This is a genomic window from Superficieibacter sp. HKU1 (genome assembly GCF_029319185.1).
GTDB lineage: Bacteria > Pseudomonadota > Gammaproteobacteria > Enterobacterales > Enterobacteriaceae > Superficieibacter.
In genome coordinates this window covers 1,024,761-1,049,669 of sequence record NZ_CP119754.1, presented here as the reverse complement: position 1 = coordinate 1,049,669, position 24,909 = coordinate 1,024,761, and the positions used below count along the sequence as shown (strand labels likewise).

Sequence of the window (24,909 nt, the reverse complement as noted above, 5' to 3'; positions counted from 1 at the left end):
GAGTGCGCTTAATCATTCTCAATTTGGCAGGCCATGCTTCAGACTGTTAACATTGACATCACTAATACACAATTATTGTCGAAATACTCGACGCTACTGGACACCATCCATGGCTATTTCTATCAAGACAGCTGAAGACATTGAAAAAATGCGCGTCGCGGGCCGCCTGGCCGCCGAGGTGCTGGAAATGATCGAACCCTACGTTAAACCGGGCGTCAGCACCGGCGAGCTGGACCGTATTTGCAACGATTACATCGTCAATGAACAGAAAGCGGTATCGGCCTGCCTCAACTATCACGGCTTCCCGAAATCGGTCTGTATTTCTATTAATGAAGTGGTATGCCACGGCATTCCGGACGACGGCAAACTGCTGAAAGATGGCGACGTTGTAAATATTGATGTCACGGTGATTAAAGATGAGTTTCACGGCGACACCTCAAAAATGTTTATCGTGGGCAAACCCACTATCCTCGGCGAGCGTTTGTGCCGCGTGACTCAGCAAAGCCTGTATCTGGCGCTGAAGATGGTGAAGCCGGGCATTAACCTGCGCGAGATTGGCGCGGCGATCCAGAAATTTGTTGAGGCGGAAGGCTTCTCCGTGGTGCGCGAATATTGTGGGCACGGCATTGGCCGCGGCTTCCATGAGGAACCGCAGGTACTGCACTATGACTCCAGAGAGACCGACGTTGTGCTCAAGCCGGGCATGACATTTACCATCGAACCGATGGTCAACGCCGGTAAAAAAGAGATCCGCAGTATGAAAGACGGCTGGACGGTGAAGACTAAAGACCGGAGCTTGTCGGCGCAGTACGAACATACTATTGTGGTGACCGGGAACGGCTGCGAAATTCTGACGCTGCGTAAGGATGACACCATCCCGGCGATACTCTCGCACGACGAATAAGACAAAGCCGGCAAACGCCGGCTTTTTTAATGGTCATCATTTTTTCTTATAGGTGGCGCGACGATGAGTTACACCTTACCTGAACAGTACGCGAATACGGCCCTTCCCACCCTGCCCGATCAGCCTGAACATCCGGGCGCATGGCCGGAAGAGTTGCTGGTATGTGCAGAAATCAAATCGCGCATCGATCGCTTCCAGCACTGGCTTGGCTCGGCCTTTGACAGCGGCATTTCCGCTGAGCAACTGATTGACGCGCGCACCGAATTTATCGATCAGCTTTTACAGCGGCTGTGGTTGCATTACGGCTTCGGGCAAATCGGCGACGTTGCGCTGGTGGCGGTCGGCGGCTACGGTCGCGGCGAACTGCATCCCCTTTCCGATATCGATCTGCTGATTTTAAGCCGCAAAAAATTGTCGGACGATCATGCGCAAAAAGTCGGTGAGCTGTTGACCCTGCTGTGGGACGTCAAGCTGGAGGTGGGACACAGCGTGCGCACGCTGGAAGAGTGTCTGCTGGAAGGGCTTTCCGATCTCACTGTCGCCACCAACCTGATTGAAACGCGCCTGCTGATCGGCGACGTAGCCCTGTTCCTCGAACTGCAAAAACACATCTTCAGCGAAGGCTTCTGGCCCTCGGCGACATTTTTCGCCGCCAAGGTGGAGGAACAAAACGTTCGTCACCAGCGCTACCACGGCACCAGCTATAATCTGGAGCCGGATATCAAAAGCAGCCCCGGCGGCCTGCGCGATATTCACACCTTACAATGGGTCGCCCGCCGCCATTTTGGCGCGACCTCACTCGACGAGATGGTCGGCTTCGGTTTTTTAACCTCCGCTGAGCGTGCGGAACTTAACGAATGCCTGCATATCCTGTGGCGCATCCGCTTTGCCCTGCATTTAGTGGTGACGCGCTATGATAACCGCCTGCTGTTTGATCGGCAGCTTAGCGTCGCCCAGCGCCTGAATTACGATGGGGAAGGCAATGAGCCGGTTGAGCGGATGATGAAGGATTTTTTCCGCGTCACCCGGCGGGTCGGCGAACTTAACCATATGCTGCTGCAACTGTTTGATGAGGCGATCCTGGCTCTGCCTGCGGATGAAAAACCGCGCCCCATCGATGATGAATTCCAGTTGCGCGGCACCCTGATTGATTTGCGCGACGAAACGCTGTTCATCCGCGAACCGGAAGCGATCCTGCGCATGTTTTACACCATGGTGCGCAACAGCACGATCACCGGCATTTATTCCACGACGCTGCGCCATTTGCGCCATGCCCGCCGTCATCTGAAACAGCCGCTGTGCTATATACCCGAAGCCCGGACGCTATTTTTGAGTATGCTGCGCCATCCGGGCGCGGTCAGTCGCGGCCTGCTGCCGATGCACCGCCACAGCGTATTGTGGGCCTATATGCCGCAGTGGTCGCATATTGTCGGTCAGATGCAGTTCGATCTTTTCCATGCCTACACCGTGGATGAGCACACCATCCGGGTGATGCTAAAACTGGAAAGCTTTGCCCGGGAAGAGACGCGCCAGCGCCATCCGCTGTGCGTCGACCTCTGGCCGCGCCTGAGCCATCCGGAACTGATCCTGATTGCCGCCCTTTTCCACGATATCGCCAAAGGCCGCGGCGGCGACCATTCCGTGCTCGGGGCGCAGGACGTGCTGACTTTTGCCGAACTGCACGGGCTGAATTCCCGCGAGACGCAGCTGGTCGCCTGGCTGGTGCGCCATCATCTGCTGATGTCGGTCACGGCCCAGCGCCGCGATATTCAGGATCCGGAAGTCATCAAGCAGTTTGCTGAAGAGGTGCAGACGGAAAACCGTCTGCGCTTCCTCGTCTGCCTGACCGTCGCCGATATCTGCGCCACCAACGAAACGCTGTGGAACAGCTGGAAGCAGAGCCTGCTGCGCGAGTTGTATTTCGCCACCGAAAAACAGCTGCGCCGCGGCATGCAGAATACGCCTGACATGCGCGAACGGGTGCGTCACCATCAGCTTCAGGCGCTGGCCCTGTTGCGCATGGACAATATCAATGAGGAATCGCTGCATCAGATTTGGTCCCGCTGTCGCGCAAATTACTTCGTGCGCCATAGCCCAAATCAGCTCGCCTGGCATGCGCGTCATCTGCTGCAGCACGATCTCAGCAAACCGATGATCCTGCTGAGTCCGCAGGCGACGCGCGGCGGCACCGAGATTTTTATCTGGAGCCCGGACCGCCCTTACCTGTTTGCCGCCGTCTGTGCGGAGCTGGACCGGCGCAACCTGAGCGTCCACGACGCACAGATTTTTACCACCCGCGACGGGATGGCGATGGATACCTTTATTGTTCTGGAGCCGGACGGCAGCCCGCTGTCGCCGGACCGTCATGAAGCGATCCGCGTTGGCCTGGAGCAGGCGATTACCCAGCGCAGCTGGCAGCCGCCGCAACCGCGTCGTCAGCCCGCGAAACTTCGCCACTTTACCGTGGAAACCGAGGTGAATTTTCTGCCTACGCATACCGACAGAAAATCATTTATGGAGCTTATCGCCCTCGACCAGCCTGGCCTGCTGGCACGGGTCGGGCAAATTTTTGCCGATCTGGGAATTTCGCTTCACGGCGCCCGAATTACAACCATTGGCGAGCGAGTAGAAGATTTATTCATAATCGCCACGGCGGACCGGCGCGGCCTTAATAATGCCCTGCAACTTGAGGTGCAACAACGGTTGACAGAGGCCCTCAATCCAAACGATAAAGGGTAGTGTGTTTATTTATATGGAAAGAGTTTAACAATGCAGCAGTTACAGAACGTTATTGAGACCGCTTTTGAGCGTCGCGCCGATATTACGCCGACAAATGTGGATACCGTTACCCGCGAAGCGGTTAATCAGGTGATATCCCTGCTGGATTCCGGCGCGCTGCGTGTCGCAGAAAAAATCGACGGCCAGTGGATCACGCATCAGTGGTTGAAGAAAGCGGTCCTGCTCTCTTTCCGGATTAACGATAACCAGGTTATCGACGGTGCGGAAAGCCGCTACTTCGATAAAGTGCCGATGAAATTCGCCGATTACGACCAGGCGCGCTTTCAGAAAGAAGGCTTCCGCGTGGTGCCGCCCGCCGCCGTACGTCAGGGGGCATTCATTGCCCGCAATACCGTGCTGATGCCGTCCTATGTCAACATCGGTGCTTACGTTGATGAAGGCACGATGGTCGATACCTGGGCCACCGTCGGTTCCTGCGCGCAAATCGGCAAAAACGTCCACCTGTCCGGCGGCGTTGGTATCGGCGGCGTCCTGGAGCCGTTACAGGCCAACCCAACGATTATTGAAGATAACTGCTTTATCGGCGCGCGTTCTGAAGTCGTGGAAGGCGTGATCGTGGAAGAGGGCTCCGTGATTTCCATGGGCGTTTACATCGGTCAGAGCACCCGTATTTACGATCGTGAAACCGGCGAAGTGCACTATGGCCGCGTCCCGGCGGGCTCCGTTGTCGTTTCCGGTAACCTGCCGTCGAAAGATGGCAAATACAGCCTGTACTGTGCGGTTATTGTGAAGAAAGTTGACGCGAAAACGCGTGGCAAGGTAGGCATCAACGAACTGCTGCGTACTATCGACTAAGCGCAATAAGCCGGGGACATGATGTTCCCGGCTATGCCGGTACGTAATGAGTTAAAATGATTTCACGAAGAAACCTTCTGCTGGGTGCCGCCGCAGGGCTGGCTGGTGGAACCGGCATCAGTTATGCGCATTACTACGAACCAACGCAGTTTGAAGTCACTTATCACCGCCTGCGCTTTTTCCCGCAACAATCCGCTGATCCGCCGCTCAAGGTGTTATTTCTTACCGACCTTCACTACTCCCGCTACGTCTCTTTAGCGTTGATATCCACGGACGGCTGGTCATCAATCTCAGCCGATAGAGATCGGCTTAACATTCAGGAGAAAAATCCCTTTCCGGCGAGCCGGATAGCCTAAAAGCAGATATGCTTAATGACAAAATGAGCAAAATCCACTGTTTCTCTTTGAGGTACCGCTATGTACGACAATCTGAAGAGTCTGGGCATTACGAATCCTGATGAAATTGATCGTTACAGCCTCCGGCAGGAAGCCAACAACGATATCCTGAAAATCTATTTCCAAAAGGACAAAGGCGAATTTTTCGCTAAAAGCGTGAAATTTAAGTACCCGCGCCAGCGCAAAACCGTGATCGCGGACGGCGTGGGACAGGGTTACAAAGAAGTGCAGGAGATCAGCCCTAACCTGCGTTATGTTATCGACGAACTCGACCAGATCTGCCAGCGGGATCGCAGCGATGTCGATCTGAAGCGTAAGATCCTCGACGATCTGCGCCACCTGGAAAGCGTGGTCGCCAACAAAATTACCGAGATAGAATCCGACCTCGAAAAACTAACGCGTAATAAATAACATTAACGGGCCAAAACTGGCCCGTTATTATTCCCACTCCGGGACTCGCTACAATAGTCACACCTCATCAATATTATCATTTTTTCAGGATGATTTATTTTCATCCTTTTACTTACAATCCTGTTTTCTCATTTCATCTCATCCAATATTATCTTATATTATCAAAGTCTTTCTGCTCCTGTATTTTCATCAAACCTTATACAGGAGGAACATGAAATGACTCAGGAAATAACACAACGTTGCTATACGCTTCAGGCTGCACCGTGGCTGGATAATGCCGGATTTGAAAAAGGAAGACAGCATGACCGTCAGTCGCTGGGATTTATATTACCCGCAAATACTCCCCTGCGCGTACGTCAGGCAGATATTACAAAAGGCAAAGCAACATTCCGTGTGCTGTGCGACGACTCGCAGGCAGAAAAAACGATTACCTTAAGCACCAGCTGGCAGACTATCAGCGCTACGGTAGACACCGTACCGTTTGTTGATACCCTTCATACCGACCAGCCCGGTGAATTTAGCGTGCTCTATGAACTGCCGCCGACCATCAAACCTCTGCCGTACTGGAGTAAGGGGCAGTCCGAGAGCGATTTCTTTAGCCACTGGCAGCAAAATGCCTCGCCGTTTGCGTTGGTCGATATCGACGTAGCCTGCTTCCTGCTTCCGCTGGCTGACCGGGATAACCTGCGGAAAACGGGTCTGGCAACTTTGCAGGCATTTTATACGACTATTTTTAGCGCTTACAATGAGTGGGCCGGATTAAGCGACAACCCTGTCTCACCGCTGGATAAAAATATCCCCAACAGTTATTTTATTAAAGCTGACAAGCACGGCGTCGGCTCGGCCTATTATTTACCCTGGTGGTGCGCACAAACCGCATCAACAATAAGCCAGGGGTGGATTAATAATATTACTACGCAATGGACTATTCTTCATGAAATTGCCCACGGTTATCAGGGGAAATTTATGAAGGATACCGAAATTCCCGTTGGCGAAGTGTGGAATAATATTTATGCGGCGTATTTTCAGCAGGCTACCCTCAGCGTCAATAACCGTCTTTACACTGACGGCTGGCTTTATAATTACGGCCAGCAACCCACGGAAGAGCTGAAATTTATCACCAACGTCAGAACTCGCCTTCCCGTAGCGCAATGGAACGGGCGCACCCGTCTGTTAATGCTGATGATGATGTTCTTCAAGGCTAACACGCCAGCGTTCAGCGCCTTTAACCAACAATACCGGGTGTTGGCCAATAGCGAAGGCTTTCAGCCTGCGGATCATCATCTCACTGACTTACTGGCCAGCGCCATCGCCTCCGGGGCGGGTTACGACATGACGCCGTTTATGACGTTTTGTGGCCTGAAACCCGACGCTTTTACCTGTGAAAAAGTGGCTGCATATGCGGCAAAACCCGTCTGGCCGCTGTTTGACCTGCTGGCGGAAAGCGAGTGGGAAAGCGCGCGCCAGCGCCTGAAGCTGGACTCCTTCGTCTGGCTGGTGGATAACCAGCAACTGGCGGTACTGGGGAAAAAAGGCAATCTGACCCTCACGTTAAATATCGATCGCCCTGAGCAGGTTTATGGGCAAACGCTCACCCTGCGCGATAACGGCGGACAATCTTTTGCTGCCACCATCGTCGATAAGCAAATCGCCTTTAGCGATCTTCCTGTTGGCGTTTATCAGCTTGATCTGCCTCAGGGCCGCTCGCAGAAATACCGCGTTGATACTCCTTTTGTCACGCTTCGCGAAGGCGCGAACGCCGTGACGGTGAACTATGCCCCGCTGGCGGATACTGCGCTGCGTAACCAAACCCTGCATTTTCAGGGCTATGACAACACGCCTTTCGCCAGTCTGTGCGTGGATTATGAAAACCAGCTGCTGACGCTGGATATTTTTAGCGCCACACCGCATCTTTATTTTTCCAGCCAGCGCTACGCCAGCGTGACCGTATTTTCTGAAAGCGGTGAGCAATTGCTGAAGCGCGATATGAGCGGTACGAACTGCGCCACTGGAAAACTTCAGCTGCCCTTAAAAGAGAATTACCATCTTTCGGTTTATCATGCCGAACCGGGCCGCCTGAAAGCCTCACCTGGCTATTTACCGCTGGTGGCGCCGCAGCCGAATCAATTATTCCGTATCGATCGGGAAGGCTTATATAACTTTGTCCTTAACAATCGCCCGGTGGACGATCTCAGGACTGTTTTTGCGCGCCATGCGCAGGCGCTACGGGATCTGCCTTCTTTGCCGTATACGCGCTATTCCGCACGTAAAAATGACCTCTGGCTGATGCTGCAAAGCTTTTCTGACGCAGAACGGCAGGCGTTGCTTAAGGAGTATAGCGATGTACTTCCTGTCGATAACCGCGTCCCCGGCGCGTTAACGGGTAAAGGCGTCACGCTAAAATTACAGGGATTAAAAAATAACGAATTCTGTCAAATTGCCATTGATACCGTGAAACAGGAAATGGTGGTGCAGACGCGTGCGGGTCAGCCCCATGCCTATTACCTTCCTGGCGCGACCTATGCCAGCATCGATGTCAGAAACGCGGCGGGGGAAACCCTTTATCACCGCCACTATCAGGGGGCGGAGAACTATCAGGCGCAAACTGAACGTATTGCGCTGGAGGAAGGCTTTGCGCTCGCTATATTCCACGACGAACCGTTCAGAGACAGCGCCTTTAACCTTACGCAAACCACGCTGGTGCCGGTGAAGAAAACGAATCTCTGGTACGTCACGCCGTTCGGACTGGAAGAGCAGCAGACGGCGTTACCGGCGCAGGACGATCCGAAAGAGGAGACGGCACTGTATGGCGATCGCTTTGTCTGGGATCTGCTCGGTGATAACGACGTCTGCTTCGCCAGTATGGATCTGGATATAGGTGGTAAACAGTTTACCTTCAGTGCCCACCCTGGCGTGCCGCATAAAGCGTATAGCACCGTTTATGCGACGATTAACGTTTATAATACGCGAGGTTCTGTTGTCGCTCGCCAGGCGATCAAAGGCTCCTCAGAACTTGGTGACTATGTGGATATCGCGGCGCTGGAAGAGAATTATATTATTGAAGTCTCTCACGCCGAAGCAGGACGCCGCTCGGTTATCGCTAACCCGCGAAATGGTGAAACCTGGCCGCAGCCGCACAGCGTGAGCTGGCGCGTAACGGTGCAGGGTTTAGAACGTCTGTAAAGCGAGCACCCGTGGATGTCGGGGCGACCGCCGGGTTGGGCCTCCCTCCGGGAACCCAATCCCGGCGTTTCCCCTGAGAAGCTATGTTGTTAACGATCCGAACGTCTCCTGCGGGAGGCGTTCAGGCTGCTGACAAATGTTATACCGTGGAATGATGCCTGGCGGCGCTTCGCTTGCACAGGCCTACGGTTTATGCATAACCTGTTGACATTGATGACTTTGTAGGCAGGGTAAGGCGAAGCTGCCACCCGGCAAAACGGCGTACACAATAGCAAAACCCGGTTTGTCATCAACCTCTCGCACCCGCCTTCCGGCGGGTGTTTTTAATGCTGCTCATCCAGTTGTAGCGCCACATACAGCAGCAGCCTGTCATCGAAATTCCCCAGGTCCAGCCCGGTCAGTTCTGAGATGCGGTTCAGCCGGTACTCCAGCGTATTACGATGAATAAACAAGGCTTTTGACGTCGCCAGCGGCTGTACGTTATGGCGGAACCACGCTTGCAACGTCCGCCGCAGCAGACCGTTATTATCCATCGCTTTAAGCCGGGTCAGCGGGCGCGCCAGCTCGTTGGCCTGCCAGCCGCCGCGCAGGCTGTCGAGCAGCACCGGCAGCATCAAATCCTGATAAAAATAGCTGCGGCTTTCCGGCATCCGCTGCTTGCCGACCATCATCGTGGTACGCGCGGTGCGATAAGAACGGGCGATGCTGCCCGGACCGGTAAAATAGTTGCCTAACGCCACGCGAAAGCGCAGCTGCCCGTTCTCCTTCATTCGGGAAATAAGCTGTTCCACACGCTTACGATGATCTTCCGCATCCCAGCGGCCAAATGGATTCAGCGCCGGTTTTAATACCACCATCTCGGTCAGTGAGACAATGGCGATCAGGTTATTGCGCTCTGGGGTGGTTAACGCGCTCTGCAACTGCTGAAGTTCCGCCATGGCGCTATCAACGCCAAGCTGGCCGCTATCCACCTCCAGCACGGCGACCACGCGCGGCTGATTAAGATCGATACCAAGACGCTGCGCCCATTCGGTCAACGCAGGCGTGTGCTCCTCAGCCTGGATAAGGTTCATCACCAGCTCTTCACGCAGACGGCTATCCTGAGCGAGCAGATGCATCAGCCGCGATTGCTCAAGCATCATTTCGGCAGTCATACACACCAGCTCGCCATATTTACGCAGAGTCTCCGGCTCGCCCGTCAGACCGATAACCCCGACGATTTCCCCTTCCAGCCGCAACGGCAGATTGATCCCCTGGCGCACGCCGTGCAGGTGACGCGCTACGGCATCATCGATATCCACGACCCGTCCCTGGGACAGCACCAGCAGTGCGCCTTCGTGCAATTCACCAACTCGTTCGCGATCGCCGCTACCGATAATGCGTCCACGGGCATCCATAACGTTAATATTGGTATCAATGATGCGCATCGTGCGTGCCACGATATCCTGTGCCATTTTGGTATCAAGATGCCAGCCAGCCATGTTTCCTCCCGTAAGCAGAGCTCCAGCATAAGGAGAATAGTAGATTGCCGCATTGTGCATATGCACAAAGCAAAGTGGAGAAGTATGGAGTTGTGGGGAGGGTCACAAATTGCAGGCAAAACGCCCTCCCCCAACTGAGGGAGGGCCGGAGACATTACTGCATCAGCAGGTAGATAGAGGTATCGCCACGCTGGATATTCAGTGCCAGCACGCCCGGTTTCGCATCAAGGATCTTACGCAGCTCGGCAATATTTTTCACCGACTGCTGGTTAGCGCCAACGATCACGTCGCCTTTCTTCAGCCCGATTTGCGCCGCTGGCGAATTGGCTTTCACGCTGTTCACCACCACGCCTTTATCCTGGCCTTTATTGCTCATTTCAGCACCTTCAATACCGCTGAAAATGGTGCTGGAATCAACCTGATTCTGGCTGCTTTGCTGCAATTCCAGGCTGACCTCAACCGGCTTGCCGTCACGCAGCAGGCCGAGGGTGACTTTGCTACCAATCGGCATGGTGCCGACCTGCGCGCGCATTGCCGCGAAGCTGCTGATCGGCTTGCCGTTTAGCGAAGTGATCACATCGCCGGCTTTAATGCCCGCTTTAGCCGCCGCTGAATTCGGCATCACCTGGCTGACAAACGCGCCGCGCTGAGCATCGACTTTCATCGCTTTTGCCAGCTCAGAGCTCAGCTCGGTACCCATAATGCCCAGTTCGCCACGGCGTACCTGGCCGTACTCGACCATCTGTGCTGTCAGGCTTTTCACCATATTGCTCGGGATCGCAAAACCGATACCGATGTTGCCGCCGTCCGGCGCGAGGATCGCCGTGTTAATGCCGATCAGCTCACCGTTCAGGTTCACCAGCGCACCGCCGGAGTTACCGCGGTTAATCGCCGCATCGGTCTGGATAAAGTTTTCGTAGTTCTCGGCGTTCAGGCCGCTACGACCCAGCGCGGAGACAATCCCGGAAGTTACCGTTTCACCCAGGCCAAACGGGTTACCGATAGCGACGGTGTAATCCCCTACGCGCAGGGCGTCGGAGTCAGCGATCTTAATCGCCGTGAGGTTTTTCGGATCCTGGATCTGGATCAGGGCGATATCAGAACGCGGATCTTTGCCAACCATTTTGGCGTCCAGTTTGCGACCGTCGCTCAGCTGAACTTTAATGGTGGTCGCATTCTCGACCACGTGGTTATTGGTGACGACATAGCCTTTAGCCGCATCGATGATGACCCCTGACCCCAGCGCCATAAATTTCTGCTGCTGGCTACCACCATTCCCGCCTTCGCCGCCGCCCTGACAGAACGGTGAACTCTGGAACGGGGAACCTTCCTGACAGAACGGCGAGTTATCGCCAAAGAACTGCTGGAAGTTTTTCGGCATCCGCGGCGTATTCACGCTGGTGCTACCCTCTACGTTAATACTCACCACCGAAGGCATGACTTTTTCAAGCATAGGTGCCAGGCTTGGCATCTGCTGTGCCGTCTCCGCGGACGAGGCGGTTTCCGCTGCGTTTGCGGCTAAAGGAGATAATGCCAGACTTAAACTTAATGCCAGTGCGCTCATTGCTAATGTGGTCTTTTTCATCTTTTTTCCGTCTCAATATCAGATAACGCAAGTCGCTATGTGTGATGCTAAGATTCACTTTATAACCCTAAGTTCCGGAATTAAGTCACTGGAAAAAGTAAAAATTTATTGTCCATCTTTACAAATCTTAGCGCTTATTCCACGGCCATCAACCGGCGGTATTCATCCCATGCATACAAATCGGTCATTCCGCTGATATAGTCCTGAATCAGGCGACAGCGATAATAATATTCCATCACCGGAAACTCGCTGGAATCCCGGGCGATTTTATTAACGGCGTCCACATAGGCCAGCCGATGACGGGTCGACAGTTTATTAAACAGCCGCGATTCAATCGGCAAACGGCGCAGGCGCTCTTTTTCCACCAGCTCGCTAAAATCGGCTAACGGCAATTGCAACAGCGGCTGGTAAATCTCCAGCAGGCCGCGAATAACGCGATAACCCTGTAATTCCAGTTGTTCAACGTCAGGATGACTAAATACGTGCCGGACCGCGACGTTCTTATATAACTCAAGCAGCTGGCTGAAGGCGCTATCGTCCTCCAGCAGAGCGTGATTAAACTCGCCGTCAAAAATCTGCGGTAGATTTTCAATAAACCGCGAAGCGGCATAGGGCACCAGTTTGTTGAGCGTATTGACCCGTAAATACATAAAAAACTGATCTTCCGCACTGCGGCTTAGCGAATTAGAGCGCGATTTCTCCCATGCATTTTCTACCACCAGCGCAAACAGCGATCCTTTTTCATGCTCGCCCCAGGCGTCATGCAAATGTTGATAAAGCTGTTCAACGGTGAAAATACGTTTTTCAACGGCATCTTCCAGGTCGGCGACACAATAAGAGATATCGTCCGCCGCTTCCATAATCCACGTCAGCGGGAAACGACTAAACGGAGCCAGTTCGAGCTCCTGGCGCAGTCGCTCAATATAGGCTTCTTCGGAAAGGTAGTAGCCCGGCTTTTTCATCAGATAATCGTGTGAAGGGGGAATATCGTCTGCCCACCACGCCGGACGGGTATATTTAAGAATACAGCCTACCTGCGCCCAGGTGAGGTTCATACGCATCAGCGCCTGCACCAGGCGGATCCCCTGCGCGTTGCCTTCAAAATGGCAGAGATCCTGACGCACCTTGCGGCGCATCTCGTTAAGGCTTTCTTCTCCCTCATGCAAACGCAATGCAACCACCTGGCAGCGGTCGTTGCTCAGAGGTTGACTGGCGGCATCCGCAGGTGCCAGACGTTGACTAAACCAGTCATTGATTGCCGCCTCGCCAAAATGGCCAAACGGCGGATTGCCGATGTCATGCATCAGGCAGGCCATCTCGACGATGCTTTCAAAGGGGCCAGTCAGCTCATCGAGGCCATACGTCTCAAGCAGGCGCTGTTCTTTCAGGCGGCTCAGTACCTCTTTAGCGATATAGCGCCCAACCTGCTGAACCTCCATTGAGTGCGTCAGCCGGGTGCGTACCGCCGCATTGCGCTCCAGCGGAAAGACCTGGGTTTTCTGCTGCAAGCGCCGGATCGCCGCTGAATTAATAATGCGCCCGCGATCGCTTTCGAAAATACGCAGGATCTCATGCTCGGACTTCACCCCGGTGGGTGAACGGTAGCGACGATGCCAGTTGATCTTTTTACGGAAATCGATGTGTGCCATATTCTCTCCCGCGCGAGAAATGCGCTTCCCCTTACCCGCATGATAGACTATGCCTTTAAACCTGACACATCGCGAGTAAATCAATGAAAATTGGCATTATTGGTGCTATGGAAGAAGAAGTTACGCTGCTGCGTGACAAAATCGTTAACCGCCAGACCCTGACGTCAGGCGGCTGCGAAATTTATACCGGTCAGCTCCACGGCACCGATGTTGCGCTGCTGAAATCAGGTATTGGCAAAGTCGCTGCGGCGCTGGGCACCACCCTGCTGCTGGAACACTGCAAACCTGACGTGATTATTAATACCGGCTCGGCGGGCGGTCTGGCCGCGACGCTGAAGGTGGGCGATATCGTGGTTTCTGACGAAGTACGCTATCACGATGCCGACGTCACCGCGTTTGGCTACGAGTACGGCCAGCTTCCGGGCTGCCCGGCGGGTTTTCAGGCCGATCAGACACTAATCGATGCCGCCGAAGCCTGCATCACTGAACTCAACCTCAACGCGGTTCGCGGCCTGGTTGTCAGCGGCGATGCCTTTATCAACGGCTCCGTCCCGCTGGCAAAAATTCGTCACCACTTCCCGCAGGCGGTGGCGGTTGAGATGGAAGCCACCGCGATTGCCCACGTTTGCCATAATTTCGGCACGCCGTTTGTCGTGGTGCGCGCGATCTCCGACGTGGCGGATCAGCAGTCTCACCTGAGCTTTGATGAGTTCCTGGTAGTGGCGGCGAAGCAGTCCACCCTGATGGTTGAGACCCTGGTGCAGAAGCTGGCGCGTGGCTAACGTCCTGTTCAGAGCAGCAGCCCTGCTGCTGCTTGTTCCGGCCTGGCTTTCTGCCGCGCCGCGAGTGATCTCGCTCTCGCCTGCCAATACCGAACTGGCGTTTGCCGCCGGGATCGTGCCTGTCGGCGTCAGCAGCTATTCCGACTATCCCCCGGAGGCCGCCCGCATTGAGCAGGTTGCCACCTGGCAGGGAATGAATCTGGAGCGTATCGTCGCCCTTAAACCTGACGTGGTGTTGGCCTGGCGCGGCGGCAACGCTGAACGTCAGGTAAATCAGCTCACCGCCCTCGGGATCCACGTGATGTGGGTAGAAAGTAACAGCATCGAACACATCGCTGACGCGCTGCGCCAGTTAGCAGTCTGGAGTCCTGCGCCGGAAAAAGCCCGCGAAGCGGCGAAGACGCTGCTTGCTGACTACCAGACGCTCAAATCCCGCTATGCGCAGCGGCCAAAAAAACGGGTATTTCTTCAGTTTGGTATGACGCCATTGTTTACCAGCAATAAGAATTCGATTCAGAACGAGGTGCTCGAAACCTGCGGCGGCGAAAATATTTTTGCGGACAGCCGCGTGCCGTGGCCGCAGGTTAGCCGCGAGCAGGTGCTGGCCCGCCAGCCGCAGGTCATTATTACCACCGGCGACGCGCGCGTTGTTCCGAAAATCAGCCAGTTCTGGCAAAACCAGCTGACTATCCCGGTAATCTCCCTGAACGGCGACTGGTTTGAACGCGCAAGCCCGCGTATTATCCTCGCCGCAAAACAACTCTGCGACGCGCTCTCACAGGTAAATTAAGCATGCTGGTCTACTGGCTTGATATCATTGGCACCGCCGTTTTCGCTATCTCCGGCGTCCTGCTGGCAGGAAAATTACGCATGGATCCGTTCGGCGTGCTGGTGCTGGGCGTGGTCACCGCCGTCGGCGGCGGGACGATCCGCGATATGGCGCTGGCGCACGGGCCGGTATTCTGGGTAAAAGATCCCACCGACCTGGTAGTGGCCATGGTCACCAGCATGCTGACGATCCTGCTGGTTCGTCAGCCCAGGCGTCTGCCAAAATGGATATTACCGGTGCTGGATGCCGTTGGTCTGGCGGTGTTTGTCGGTATCGGCGTCAACAAAGCCTTTCTTGCCGAAACTGGTCCGCTGATAGCGGTCTGTATGGGTGTATTGACCGGTGTAGGCGGCGGGATCATTCGCGACGTGCTGGCACGGGAAATCCCGATGATCTTACGCACCGAAATCTATGCCACGGCCTGTATTGCTGGCGGCATCGTTCACGCGACGGCGTTTTATACCTTCGGTATACCGCTGGAAAGTGCAAGTATGATGGGGATGGTGGTCACGCTGGTCATTCGCCTGGCGGCGATCCGCTGGCATCTGAAACTGCCGACGTTTGCGCTGGATTAACCCCTGCGAGTAAGGCTTTGTGGCGGCGTAGTGCCCGGAATGGTTTACCGGGCACCGCAGACCCCTCGTCTTTGCCAGACGAGGTAGAAGAAATCAAACGCTGAACGACGATCCGCAGCCGCAGGTGCTTTTGGCATTCGGGTTAGTCACAATGAAGCGGGACCCTTCCAGCCCTTCGGTATAGTCAACCGAACCGCCGACGAGATACTGCAGGCTCATAGGATCAACCACCAGGCCCACGCCCTGCTTCTCGATGGTCATATCGCCATCGTTGATTTGATCGTCAAAGGTAAAACCGTACTGAAAGCCGCTGCAACCACCGCCGGTGATATAGACGCGCAATTTCAGATTCGGGTTATCTTCATCGGCAATCAGGTTTTTTACTTTGCTGGCTGCTGCATCGGTAAATTGCAGGGGCAGCGCTACGTCATCACTCATTTTTTGCTCCCAACGACATTGCTAATTGGGCAAATAGTAACCCAACCATGATGGGCATTATCTAATACCCTGGTAATTCATTCAAGTATTCTCGCCCACTGGCCGCACGGACTGCTCAGCTTCCTGCCTGGCCAGCGTCCGGGCAAGGATGGTGGAGTATAACGGTTTGCCGCCGACAAACTGAGCCAGTAGTGTTGCGCCAAGACAGGTAATAATCATTGGCAAAATGAGCTGGTAATTATCGGTCATCTCCAGCACCAGTACCGTTCCGGTTAACGGCGCGCGCACCGAAGCGGCCAACAGCGCCCCCATTCCGGCAATCGCAAACGTGCCCGCGTCCAGATGGTAAGCCGGGAAAATACCGGCCGCCGTCATGCCGAACGCGGTGCCAAGCAGCGTACCCAGCGCCAGCATCGGTGCAAAAATACCGCCGGGCGCGCCGGAACAAAAACACAACAGCGTGGTGACGACCCGGGTGATAAAAATCACCAGCAGCAACCCAACCGTGTAATGCCCCGCCAGCGCCAGCGGGATCAGCGAGAAGCCGCCGCCCGTCGCTTCAGGATCGATCAGGCCAATCAAGCCGCACATCCCGCCGATCAGCCCGCCCAGCAATACCCATTTTTTGATATTGCCGCCGTGGACGCGCTGAAACAGATCCTGCATGCGCAATACCAGCATATTAAACAGGGGACCAACAAGACCAAAAATCATCCCCAGAATTAAATACAGCCACAGGGTATTAACCGGGGCGTTGCTCAGTTTACCGACTTCAATGACCGCTCCCTCGCCGTTAAACAGGCGAAAGACGATGCTCGACATAATCACCCCGGTAAACACTGCTTTAATGGAGATCAGGCTATAGCGGAACTGCGGGCGCATCTCTTCCAGTATAAAAAGTATTCCGGCCAGCGGCGCATTGAATGCGGCGGAAAGCCCTGCCGCCGCCCCGGTCGCCAGCAACGTGTGACGCGCTTCCCCGCTGCGCAGGCGAAAAATATCCAGCACCATGCGGCCAACGTTACCGCCCAGTTGCACGGTCGGCCCTTCGCGTCCCAGCACCATTCCCGCACCCAGCGTCCCCATTCCGCCGATAAATTTAACCGGCAACACCCGCCACCAGCGCACCGGGCGAAGTTCCTCCAGCGCGCCTTCGATCTCCGGGATCCCAGAGCCACCGGCTTCCGGCGCGAAACGGCGTACCAGAAAATAGCCCACCATTGCCAGCAGGGCTGACGAGACAAACGCCAGCGGCCAGATCCAAAAACCGTGGTGGGCGGTGTCGGCAAGCATCCCCACACGTAGCGCCTGCACGCCATCAACGGCTTTTTCAAAGCCCACGCCGACCAGCCCGGCCAGCGTACCGACCAGTGCCGCCAGCAGCAAAACGGCCAGTGGCGTTTTGTCGCGCCGCAATAACTGACGGATCTGCTTACCACGCCCCTGGCGGACCTCAGGCTGACAGGTAAAAGAAGGAGTTTCAACGTTCATCGTTAATCATTTCTGGGTAAGGATGCATTCCGGAACGGCATTGTACCCTTGCGTTCTTCAAAAATCCCTCATAAAAAATGTTGTTTCAATTGGGCAAAACTTTCATAACCTTCCTGGAATACTTTAGAATGGAGAAGATTAACTTTTCGATAAACCAGGAACGAAGCCATGAGCAAGTCTGAAAACCTCTACAGCGCCGCGCGCCAGGTGATCCCTGGCGGCGTTAACTCTCCCGTTCGCGCCTTTACCGGCGTTGGCGGTACGCCGCTGTTCGTTGAACGCGCAGATGGCGCGTATTTGTACGACGTTGATGGCAAGGCCTATGTTGACTACGTTGGCTCCTGGGGTCCAATGGTGCTGGGCCATAACCATCCGGCGATCCGCAATGCGGTCATCGAGGCCACCCAGCGCGGATTAAGCTTCGGTGCGCCAACCGAAATGGAAGTCAAAATGGCCGAGCTGGTGACTGAGCTGGTGCCAACCATGGACATGGTACGCATGGTCAACTCCGGTACTGAAGCAACGATGAGCGCCATCCGTCTGGCGCGCGGCTTCACAGGCCGCGACAAAATCATTAAGTTCGAAGGCTGCTACCACGGCCATGCGGACTGCCTGCTGGTGAAGGCGGGCTCCGGCGCGTTGACCCTTGGTCAGCCGAACTCGCCGGGCGTTCCGGCGGATTTTGCTAAACATACCCTGACCTGTACCTATAACGATCTGGCCTCCGTACGCGAGGCGTTTGAGCAGTATCCGCAGGACGTTGCCTGTATCATTGTCGAGCCGGTGGCGGGCAACATGAACTGTGTGCCACCGCTGGCGGAATTCCTGCCGGGCCTGCGTGCATTGTGTGATGAGTTCGGCGCGCTGCTGATTATTGATGAAGTGATGACCGGTTTCCGCGTCGCGCTGGCGGGCGCTCAGGCGTACTACAATGTCGTGCCGGATCTGACCTGTCTGGGCAAGATCATCGGCGGTGGAATGCCGGTAGGCGCGTTTGGCGGTCGTCGTGAAGTGATGGACGCGCTGGCGCCGACCGGACCGGTCTACCAGGCGGGCACCCTTTCCGGCAATCCGATTGCGATGGCCGCAGGCTATGCCTGTCTGAGCGAAGTTTCCCGGCCGGGTATTCATGAAACACTGGAGGCGCTGACCACACAGCTGGCGAACGGCCTGCTGGACGCCGCGCAGGAAGCCGGTATTCCACTGGTGGTGAACCATGTCGGCGGGATGTTCGGTATTTTCTTTACCGATGCCCACGCCGTTACCTGCTATCAGGATGTGGTGGCCTGCGACGTTGAGCGCTTCAAACGGTTCTTCCACCTGATGCTGGAAGAAGGCGTTTACCTGGCACCGTCGGCGTTTGAAGCGGGCTTTATGTCCGTTGCGCACAGTGAAGAAGATATCAATAATACGATTGACGCTGCGCGTCGGGTGTTTGCGAAGCTGTAACCCTGCATGCCCGGTGGCGCTGCGCTTACCGGGCCTACAACGGCGTTACCTCAAAGATTACCGGCTCTGCTTTCTCAACAGATAAACAAAATACGGTGCACCGATAAAGGTCGACAACAGCCCTGCCGGGATCTGGAACGGAAACATCACCATCCGCCCGCACCAGTCAGCAAACACCAGAATCAGCCCCCCAGCCAGAGCCGAAATGACAATATGCGGAAGGGTGCGGCGGAAGCCCATCATTCTGGCGATATGCGGTGCCATCAGGCCGATAAAGCTCAGCGGGCCAATGGTCAACGTAGCGGTGGCGGTTAAAGCGGATGCCAGCAGCAACAGCGCAATACGCGACGGCGTCAGCGCCACGCCCACGGCGCGGGCGGTGTCGCCGCCCAGCGGCAGGATGGTGAGCCAGCGGCTGCACAGTGGCACCAGCGCCAGCAGAACGATCATCATTATTAACGTCTGCACCGCCTGCCGTTCCGTGGCGTTGTAGGTCGAGCCGGAAATCCACGTCAGGATCTGCGCCATGCGCGGATCGCCGCTCGCCTGTAACATCATCAGCAACATAGTAAACGCCGTGCTTAACGCCATCCCGGCCAGTAACATGCGATGCGGTGAGAAGCCGCCGCGCCCGGCGGCAATCATAATGATCAGCAGCGTACCCGCCGCCCCCAGACTCCCGGCTGGCAGCAGCCAGCCAAAGGCGTTGCCCGGTACCAGGAACAGCATTAGCACGATGCCAAACGCCGCGCCGGAACTGATCCCCAGCACTTCCGGGCTGGCCATCGGGTTGCCGGTCAGACGCTGGATAATACAGCCCGCCACCGCCAGCAGGATCCCGGCGAACAGCGCCGCCAGAATGCGCGGCCAGCGCCACTGCATCAGCTCGCTGAGCATCTCGCCGCTGGCCCATTGCCAGCCCTGTGCGTCACGCCCAAAGGAGAGCGCCGCGAAAACGGCCAGCAGTAACACTATCAGCCCGATAATGGCATAGCGCAACACATGCTGACGTTCGGCGGAAATCGTATCCCCGGCGTTCATCGCTGGCGCGTTCATGCTGCGCAGCCGAGGCAGTAGCCACAGCAGCAGTGGCGCGCCGATCAGTGCCGTCACCGAGCCGGTGGAGACTTCCATCCACACCCGCGTCAGCCAGATGACAAGCTGGTCGGATAGCCAGAGGATCAGCGCCCCAATCAGCGGGGCCAGCAGCAGGCGGGAAAGCAGACGACGCGCGCCGAGCATTTTTGCCAGTAGCGGCGCAAACAGGCCGATAAAACCAATAATGCCCACCGCATTGACCAGCAGGGCGCTCAGGACGATCGCCAGCGTGAGCGCCGCCAGTCGCGCCAGCGACAGCGCCAGACCGAGGTTACGCGCCACGCCGTCATCCAGCCCCATTAACGTCAGCGGACGCAGCAGCAACAGCGTGAGCATGACGCCGCCGATCAGTTGCGGCCACAGCCGCTGGACAATGCTCCAGTCGGTCTGGGTGAGCGTGCCGGTGCTCCACAGAAACATACTCTGCAACTGATCGTGATGGAAAATGACCAGCAGCTGATTAATCGCCCCGCAGTACAGACTGACCACCAGCCCTGCCAGAATCAGCGTGACCGGCGAAAGCCGTTTCCCCCAGGCCACGCCAAACACCAGCGCGCCGACAATACAGGCCCCCGCCAGCGCGGCAAATTGTGACACCAGCACGCCGGGGATTGCCCATAGCGAGGTGATAGTCATCCCTAACTGCGCTCCGGTCGCCACGCCGAGCGTCGTCGGTTCGGCCAGCGGGTTACGCAGCACCTGCTGGAACAGCACGCCGACCAGCCCCAGTCCCGCGCCCACCAGCAGTGAAATCGCCAGACGCGGCAGCAGGCTATAGTGAAACAGCATCTGTTCCACCACATCAATATTTGGCTGCCATAGCGCCTCTCGCCACTGCGCGCGCGGCAGCGCCTGGGTGAAGTTAAATACCGTCAGCGCCAGTGCGGCTATAAATAGCAGAAGCAGCAGCGCGGCGGATAGTGGTGCGATCCGTTGTCTCATGCCTTGCCTCCCAGCGCGCGATCCAGCACGCGGGCGAAGTGCATCGCGGAAAGCGTTGCGCCATAGAACCAGACCGCAGGCACGCGCTGAAAACGGCCATTGCGCACAAACGGCATCGACTGCCATAACGGCGTGGCAGCAAGCTGCTGCATCTCGGCATCATTGCCGTGATCAAAGCACAGCACGTCAACATCTTTAAACGCGACCAGACGATCGATACCAATCGGCGTGCTGCCCCAAAAGGTAGATTCGCCATGCCAGGCGTTTTTAATGCCGTAACGATCGAGCACTTCCTGGAACAGACAGTTCTGCCCAAATACCAGCACGTGACGCACATCCATCACCGTGATCATCAGTAACGGGCGATCGCCGCGGCGGGCGAAGCGTGGCGCTAAGGAATCAATAAAGCGTTCAAAATCAGCAAGGTGTTTTTCCGCTTCGGCTTCCCGGCCAATAAGCTGCGCCATCTCAACCAGTGAGCCACGCGCTTTGGTCAACGGCTTTTTGCCGTCGCTGAAGGTGAATCCCCTGCCCGGCGCAATTTTCGCCAGCTGCTCGTCCGACGGACCATAGCCCGCCGACCACACGAGGAACGAGGGTTTCATCTGCGCCAGCAGTTCAAGGTTTGGCTCGGTACGCAATCCCACGTCAATGACCGAAGAAGGCAAGGAGGGGTCGTTCACCCACAAGTTGTAGTTTTGCACGTCCGCCACGCCGTAAGGCATTACGCCCAGCGCCAGCAGAAACTCCACCGGTAGCCACTCCAGCGCCACAATACGATGCGGATCGTATGAGGCCGCGCGGGCCTTGCCCATCTGCCACATCAGCGGCGAGAGCGCCATTGCCGTCAGCAAACGCCGACGCGTGATTGAAGTTATCATCGCCATCAGTAAACAAAACTCACCGGGGCCGCGCCAGCCGGATGCGGCAGAATTCCCATCGGGATGCCGTAAATCTGCTCCAGCGTTTCGCTGCGCATTAATGTTTCCGGCGTGCCCTCTGCAATCATCTCGCCGCCGCGCAGGGCGACCAGATAATCGCAGTAGCGGGCCGCCATATTGATATCATGCAGCACGGCAATCACCGTTAACCCGCGCTGCTGGCTCAGGCGATGGACCAGCGCCAGTACATCGACCTGATGGGCGATATCCAGCGCGGAGGTTGGCTCGTCAAGCAGCAGGCAGCGGCTGTCCTGCGCCACCAGCATGGCGATCCACGCCCGCTGGCGCTCGCCGCCGGAAAGGCTGTCCACCAGCCGGTGCGCCAGCGGTTTTAATCCTACCAGCGTAATCGCCTCTTCAACTTTTTCTCTGTCGGCCACGCCAAATCGTCCCAACGCGCCGTGCCACGGATAGCGGCCAATCGCCACCAGCTCACGGACCGTCATCCCTTCCGCCTGCGGCAGCTGCTGCGGCAAATACGCCACCTTGCGGGCAAACGCTTTACTGTTCCAGCTCAGCAGCGGCTGGCCGTCAAGCAGAATATCCCCTTCCGACGGCGGCTGATGGCGTCCGAGCATTTTGAGCAGCGTCGATTTACCGGAACCGTTGTGGCCGATCAGACCGGTGACTTTTCCCACCGGAAAGGTCAGCGAAAACGGATGCAGCAGCGTGCGTCCCGGCACGCGGAAAGTGACGTCGGAAAGTGCGAAAGTCGTATCGGGTTGGGTAATTTTTTCCTGCATGTTGGCCAACTTGAAAATGAAAAAGGGCACGCCGAAACGTGCCCTGAGAGAGAATTAGAAGCGGAAAGTCGCGGTGGCAACCACCTGACGCTCTGCGCCCCAGAAACAACCGTAAGTCTGGAAGCAGCTGGCGACATATTCACGATCCAGCACGTTGTTGACGTTGACCGCCACGCTGGAACCGGCCATGCCGAAGCGACCCAGATCGTACTTCACTACCGCATCCATCACGGCAGCGCTGCCGACCTTAAAGGTATTGGCCGGATCGCCATAGCTGGAACCAATAAAGCGACCGCCAGTACCCAATGTCAGGCCGGAAAGCGCTCCTTCATTGAAGGTATAATCGCCCCACAGCGACGCCATATGCTTAGGCACCTGCTCCGGGGTATGGCCTTTCAGCGAGGTATCTTTGGTATATTCCGCATCGGTATAGGTATAAGAGGCGGTCATATTAATATTGGCATTCAGCGCCGCTTTGGCTTCCAGCTCCACGCCCCGCGCGCGAATTTCACCGGCCGGAACTTGTCCCAGCGGATTATTCGGATCGGCAGTCAGGTTATTGGTTTTGGTCAGCTGATACAGTGCACCAGTAACGACGACCGGCATATCTTTCGGTACGTATTTCACGCCCGCTTCATACTGCTCGCCTTTTGACGGCTCGTAGGAAACACGCGGCACGCTCCACAGATCGAAGGCGCTCGGCTCAAACGACTGGCTGTAGCTAAAGTATGGCGTGATGCCGTTATCAAACAGGTAGTTAATCCCGCCGCGCCAGGTGAACTGATGGTCGTTACGTTCAATGTAGCCTTCGGTCGGCGTGTAAGAGTTCTGACGCACCGTGGTAGCCTGCTGAGACCAGTCGTAGCGACCGCCGAGCGTCAGCACCCACTTATCCCACTCCGCCTGATCCTGCACGTAAATCCCGGTCTGCTTGCTTTCGTTCATCTGGTACGGTTCAGTACCGCTGAAAGCAAAATATTGCGGACTGTAATCGTTATAAAGATCGATGGACGGCGCGCTGCCGAAAGTGGCGTCGATATCATTACGCATGCGCATGAAATCTACCCCGGTCAACAATGTGTGATCGACCGCGCCGGTGGCGAATTTGCTTTCCAGCTGGGTATCGACGCTGAAGTTTTGCAGACGCTCATCATCCACCACCGTCCCGCGGTTCAGGGTGTGACCATCCGCCGCGATCCCGGTGCCGTAGACGCTTTTCTGCGAGGTTTTCATTTCAGCGAAACGCAGGTTCTGCCGCACGGTAAAGGTGTCGTCAAAGCCGTGTTCGAAGCTATAACCCACCATTTTCTCGTTACGGGAATAGGTGTTGTTCGACGCGCCTTCGTTAAAATCGGTCGGTAAACGTTTTCCATTAGGCAGTGGCTCAACCGTTCCTTCCTTGGGCAGCCAGCCGTAATAACCAGTTTCCGGCTCGTTCTGGAAATAAGACAGGAAGGTAAAATTCGTTTTGTCATCCGGACGCCATGAGAATGACGGCGCGATGGCATAACGCTGTGATTCCGAGCTTTGCTGCTGCTCATTGGCAGAATGGGCCACACCGGTCAGGCGGTAGGAGTACACGCCATCATCATCCAGCGCGTCGCTGAAATCAAAGCCGGTCTGGAACAAACTGTCCGTTCCCACCTGGAACTGCACTTCTTTCAGCGGCTCAGTGGTCGGGCGTTTGCTGACCATCGAGATAATACCGCCAGGATTGCTTTTACCATAAAGTACGGAGGTCGGGCCGCGCATCAGTTCAACGCGTTCAAGCATGTACGGATCAATCACCGCATCATTATAGAAGTTACCCTGCAGCTTCAGGCCGTCCAGGTAGTTATTCTGGTTCAGGCCAACCGAGGAAAAGCCACGGATGATCACGAAGTCATAGGTATTGGATGCGCCACGGCTGCTTACCGTCACGCCAGGCGTATAGCCCAGCGCTTCTTTCACCGACTGGAACTGGTGCATTTCCATCTCTTCGCTGGTCACGACAGAAACGGACTGCGGCGTTTTTTCGATCGGCGTATCCGTTTTGGTGGTCGTGGCGGAGCGCTTCGCGGCAATGGTCGGAGCCGGCCCCCACGCGCTTTCCTGTGAGGCAGGCGCTGCGGTTACGGTAATGGTGTCTTCTTTCGGTTGAACCGCTGCCTGTGCATAAACAGACATGCCGCTAACCGCTGTGGCTACTACAACTGCGATTTTACGCAGCGAGGAGTTTGGCTGAGCAGTTTTATAACGCGCCATTGGTATATCTCTGATGAAAAGTGAATGATAACGTAAACGAGAATTATTATTATGACGGCAGCATAATATTCGAAACGCTGAACGCATAGCAAGCGATATGCGCCCCTGCGAAAACTAAGGGGATAATAAATAACCAGACAGGCCGTGTGGCTTAAGAAAGGAGTCACACAATGAT

Annotated in this window: 19 protein-coding genes; 10 read left to right on the top strand and 9 right to left on the bottom strand. The window is 55.9% G+C overall.

What is annotated here, in order from left to right; all coding sequences use genetic code 11:
* Positions 1 to 109 precede the first annotated feature (109 nt).
* From map to P0H77_RS05015, 6 genes are all read left to right on the top strand, one after another.
* Positions 110 to 904 (top strand): type I methionyl aminopeptidase, encoded by a 795-nt coding sequence (gene map, locus P0H77_RS05040; protein WP_276163848.1) that lies wholly within the window; start codon positions 110 to 112, stop codon positions 902 to 904.
* A 63-nt stretch (positions 905 to 967) separates the two neighbouring features.
* Positions 968 to 3,643: a bifunctional uridylyltransferase/uridylyl-removing protein GlnD gene (glnD, locus tag P0H77_RS05035; protein ID WP_276163847.1), complete on the top strand. Its 2,676-nt coding sequence runs from the start codon at positions 968 to 970 to the stop codon at positions 3,641 to 3,643.
* Positions 3,644 to 3,673: 30 nt separating this feature from the next.
* Positions 3,674 to 4,498 carry a 2,3,4,5-tetrahydropyridine-2,6-dicarboxylate N-succinyltransferase gene (gene dapD / locus P0H77_RS05030; protein ID WP_176919765.1) on the top strand — a complete coding sequence of 275 codons (825 nt, stop codon included), beginning with the start codon at positions 3,674 to 3,676 and terminating at the stop codon, positions 4,496 to 4,498.
* Between the two features lie 56 nt (positions 4,499 to 4,554).
* The gene (locus tag P0H77_RS05025) at positions 4,555 to 4,854 is read left to right on the top strand and encodes a hypothetical protein (protein WP_276163846.1); all 300 of its coding nucleotides are present in this window, start codon (positions 4,555 to 4,557) and stop codon (positions 4,852 to 4,854) included.
* Between the two features lie 60 nt (positions 4,855 to 4,914).
* Positions 4,915 to 5,304: a DUF3461 family protein gene (locus tag P0H77_RS05020; protein WP_194207752.1), complete on the top strand. Its 390-nt coding sequence runs from the start codon at positions 4,915 to 4,917 to the stop codon at positions 5,302 to 5,304.
* A 216-nt stretch (positions 5,305 to 5,520) separates the two neighbouring features.
* A complete protein-coding gene (locus P0H77_RS05015) occupies positions 5,521 to 8,487 on the top strand; it encodes a putative mucin/carbohydrate-binding domain-containing protein (RefSeq protein WP_276163845.1) in 2,967 nt (988 codons plus the stop codon).
* Between the two features lie 323 nt (positions 8,488 to 8,810).
* On the opposite strand, the gene cdaR is transcribed toward P0H77_RS05015, so the two are convergent.
* From cdaR to dgt, 3 genes are all read right to left on the bottom strand, one after another.
* Positions 8,811 to 9,968, bottom strand: coding sequence for a DNA-binding transcriptional regulator CdaR (cdaR, locus tag P0H77_RS05010; RefSeq protein WP_176919769.1), 1,158 nt, complete (start codon positions 9,966 to 9,968; stop codon positions 8,811 to 8,813).
* Between the two features lie 154 nt (positions 9,969 to 10,122).
* A complete protein-coding gene (gene degP / locus P0H77_RS05005) occupies positions 10,123 to 11,553 on the bottom strand; it encodes a serine endoprotease DegP (protein WP_276163844.1) in 1,431 nt (476 codons plus the stop codon).
* Positions 11,554 to 11,687: 134 nt separating this feature from the next.
* Positions 11,688 to 13,202 (bottom strand): dGTPase, encoded by a 1,515-nt coding sequence (gene dgt, locus P0H77_RS05000; RefSeq protein ID WP_276163843.1) that lies wholly within the window; start codon positions 13,200 to 13,202, stop codon positions 11,688 to 11,690.
* Between the two features lie 83 nt (positions 13,203 to 13,285).
* Here dgt and mtnN point away from each other — a divergent pair, with 83 nt between their 5' ends.
* Genes mtnN through P0H77_RS04985 form a run of 3 tightly spaced genes read left to right on the top strand, consistent with a single transcriptional unit; the run spans position 13,286 to position 15,388 of the window.
* Positions 13,286 to 13,984, top strand: coding sequence for a 5'-methylthioadenosine/S-adenosylhomocysteine nucleosidase (gene mtnN / locus P0H77_RS04995; RefSeq protein ID WP_276163842.1), 699 nt, complete (start codon positions 13,286 to 13,288; stop codon positions 13,982 to 13,984).
* Positions 13,977 to 14,774, top strand: coding sequence for a vitamin B12 ABC transporter substrate-binding protein BtuF (btuF, locus tag P0H77_RS04990; RefSeq protein ID WP_276163841.1), 798 nt, complete (start codon positions 13,977 to 13,979; stop codon positions 14,772 to 14,774). Before mtnN ends, btuF begins: the two co-directional genes overlap by 8 nt.
* A gap of 2 nt (positions 14,775 to 14,776) precedes the next feature.
* Positions 14,777 to 15,388, top strand: a complete 612-nt coding sequence (locus P0H77_RS04985) for a TRIC cation channel family protein (protein ID WP_276163840.1) — start codon at positions 14,777 to 14,779, stop codon at positions 15,386 to 15,388.
* A gap of 93 nt (positions 15,389 to 15,481) precedes the next feature.
* Here the strand turns inward: P0H77_RS04985 and erpA are convergent, their stop codons facing one another.
* Together erpA and clcA are read right to left on the bottom strand one after the other, a co-directional pair.
* Positions 15,482 to 15,826: an iron-sulfur cluster insertion protein ErpA gene (erpA, locus tag P0H77_RS04980; RefSeq protein ID WP_097162931.1), complete on the bottom strand. Its 345-nt coding sequence runs from the start codon at positions 15,824 to 15,826 to the stop codon at positions 15,482 to 15,484.
* 81 nt (positions 15,827 to 15,907) lie between these two features.
* Complete coding sequence (gene clcA / locus P0H77_RS04975) at positions 15,908 to 17,317, bottom strand: H(+)/Cl(-) exchange transporter ClcA (RefSeq protein ID WP_276163839.1); 1,410 nt, start codon at positions 17,315 to 17,317, stop codon at positions 15,908 to 15,910.
* A gap of 168 nt (positions 17,318 to 17,485) precedes the next feature.
* On the opposite strand from clcA, the gene hemL reads away from it, so the two are divergent.
* The gene (gene hemL, locus P0H77_RS04970; protein ID WP_276163838.1) at positions 17,486 to 18,766 is read left to right on the top strand and encodes a glutamate-1-semialdehyde 2,1-aminomutase; all 1,281 of its coding nucleotides are present in this window, start codon (positions 17,486 to 17,488) and stop codon (positions 18,764 to 18,766) included.
* A 57-nt stretch (positions 18,767 to 18,823) separates the two neighbouring features.
* Here the strand turns inward: hemL and fhuB are convergent, their stop codons facing one another.
* The 4 genes from fhuB to fhuA are packed head-to-tail and all read right to left on the bottom strand — an operon-like array spanning position 18,824 to position 24,734.
* Positions 18,824 to 20,806: a Fe(3+)-hydroxamate ABC transporter permease FhuB gene (gene fhuB / locus P0H77_RS04965; protein WP_276163837.1), complete on the bottom strand. Its 1,983-nt coding sequence runs from the start codon at positions 20,804 to 20,806 to the stop codon at positions 18,824 to 18,826.
* The gene (gene fhuD, locus P0H77_RS04960) at positions 20,803 to 21,693 is read right to left on the bottom strand and encodes a Fe(3+)-hydroxamate ABC transporter substrate-binding protein FhuD (protein WP_276163836.1); all 891 of its coding nucleotides are present in this window, start codon (positions 21,691 to 21,693) and stop codon (positions 20,803 to 20,805) included. The genes fhuB and fhuD overlap by 4 nt, the downstream gene beginning before the upstream one ends.
* Positions 21,693 to 22,490 (bottom strand): Fe3+-hydroxamate ABC transporter ATP-binding protein FhuC, encoded by a 798-nt coding sequence (gene fhuC, locus P0H77_RS04955; RefSeq protein ID WP_276163835.1) that lies wholly within the window; start codon positions 22,488 to 22,490, stop codon positions 21,693 to 21,695. Before fhuC ends, fhuD begins: the two co-directional genes overlap by 1 nt.
* 54 nt (positions 22,491 to 22,544) lie before the next feature.
* The gene (fhuA, locus tag P0H77_RS04950; RefSeq protein WP_276163834.1) at positions 22,545 to 24,734 is read right to left on the bottom strand and encodes a ferrichrome porin FhuA; all 2,190 of its coding nucleotides are present in this window, start codon (positions 24,732 to 24,734) and stop codon (positions 22,545 to 22,547) included.
* Positions 24,735 to 24,909 lie beyond the last annotated feature (175 nt).

Coding starts and splice junctions, on each gene's coding strand:
- degP (WP_276163844.1), bottom strand. CDS start 11,553: ATGAAAAAGACCACATTAGCAATGAGCGCACTGGCATTAAGTTTAAGT.
- clcA (WP_276163839.1), bottom strand. CDS start 17,317: ATGAACGTTGAAACTCCTTCTTTTACCTGTCAGCCTGAGGTCCGCCAG.
- P0H77_RS04985 (WP_276163840.1), top strand. CDS start 14,777: ATGCTGGTCTACTGGCTTGATATCATTGGCACCGCCGTTTTCGCTATC.
- P0H77_RS05015 (WP_276163845.1), top strand. CDS start 5,521: ATGACTCAGGAAATAACACAACGTTGCTATACGCTTCAGGCTGCACCG.
- fhuC (WP_276163835.1), bottom strand. CDS start 22,490: ATGCAGGAAAAAATTACCCAACCCGATACGACTTTCGCACTTTCCGAC.
- fhuD (WP_276163836.1), bottom strand. CDS start 21,693: ATGGCGATGATAACTTCAATCACGCGTCGGCGTTTGCTGACGGCAATG.
- fhuA (WP_276163834.1), bottom strand. CDS start 24,734: ATGGCGCGTTATAAAACTGCTCAGCCAAACTCCTCGCTGCGTAAAATC.
- P0H77_RS05020 (WP_194207752.1), top strand. CDS start 4,915: ATGTACGACAATCTGAAGAGTCTGGGCATTACGAATCCTGATGAAATT.
- glnD (WP_276163847.1), top strand. CDS start 968: ATGAGTTACACCTTACCTGAACAGTACGCGAATACGGCCCTTCCCACC.
- map (WP_276163848.1), top strand. CDS start 110: ATGGCTATTTCTATCAAGACAGCTGAAGACATTGAAAAAATGCGCGTC.
- dapD (WP_176919765.1), top strand. CDS start 3,674: ATGCAGCAGTTACAGAACGTTATTGAGACCGCTTTTGAGCGTCGCGCC.
- dgt (WP_276163843.1), bottom strand. CDS start 13,202: ATGGCACACATCGATTTCCGTAAAAAGATCAACTGGCATCGTCGCTAC.
- P0H77_RS05025 (WP_276163846.1), top strand. CDS start 4,555: ATGATTTCACGAAGAAACCTTCTGCTGGGTGCCGCCGCAGGGCTGGCT.
- cdaR (WP_176919769.1), bottom strand. CDS start 9,968: ATGGCTGGCTGGCATCTTGATACCAAAATGGCACAGGATATCGTGGCA.
- fhuB (WP_276163837.1), bottom strand. CDS start 20,806: ATGAGACAACGGATCGCACCACTATCCGCCGCGCTGCTGCTTCTGCTA.
- mtnN (WP_276163842.1), top strand. CDS start 13,286: ATGAAAATTGGCATTATTGGTGCTATGGAAGAAGAAGTTACGCTGCTG.
- erpA (WP_097162931.1), bottom strand. CDS start 15,826: ATGAGTGATGACGTAGCGCTGCCCCTGCAATTTACCGATGCAGCAGCC.
- hemL (WP_276163838.1), top strand. CDS start 17,486: ATGAGCAAGTCTGAAAACCTCTACAGCGCCGCGCGCCAGGTGATCCCT.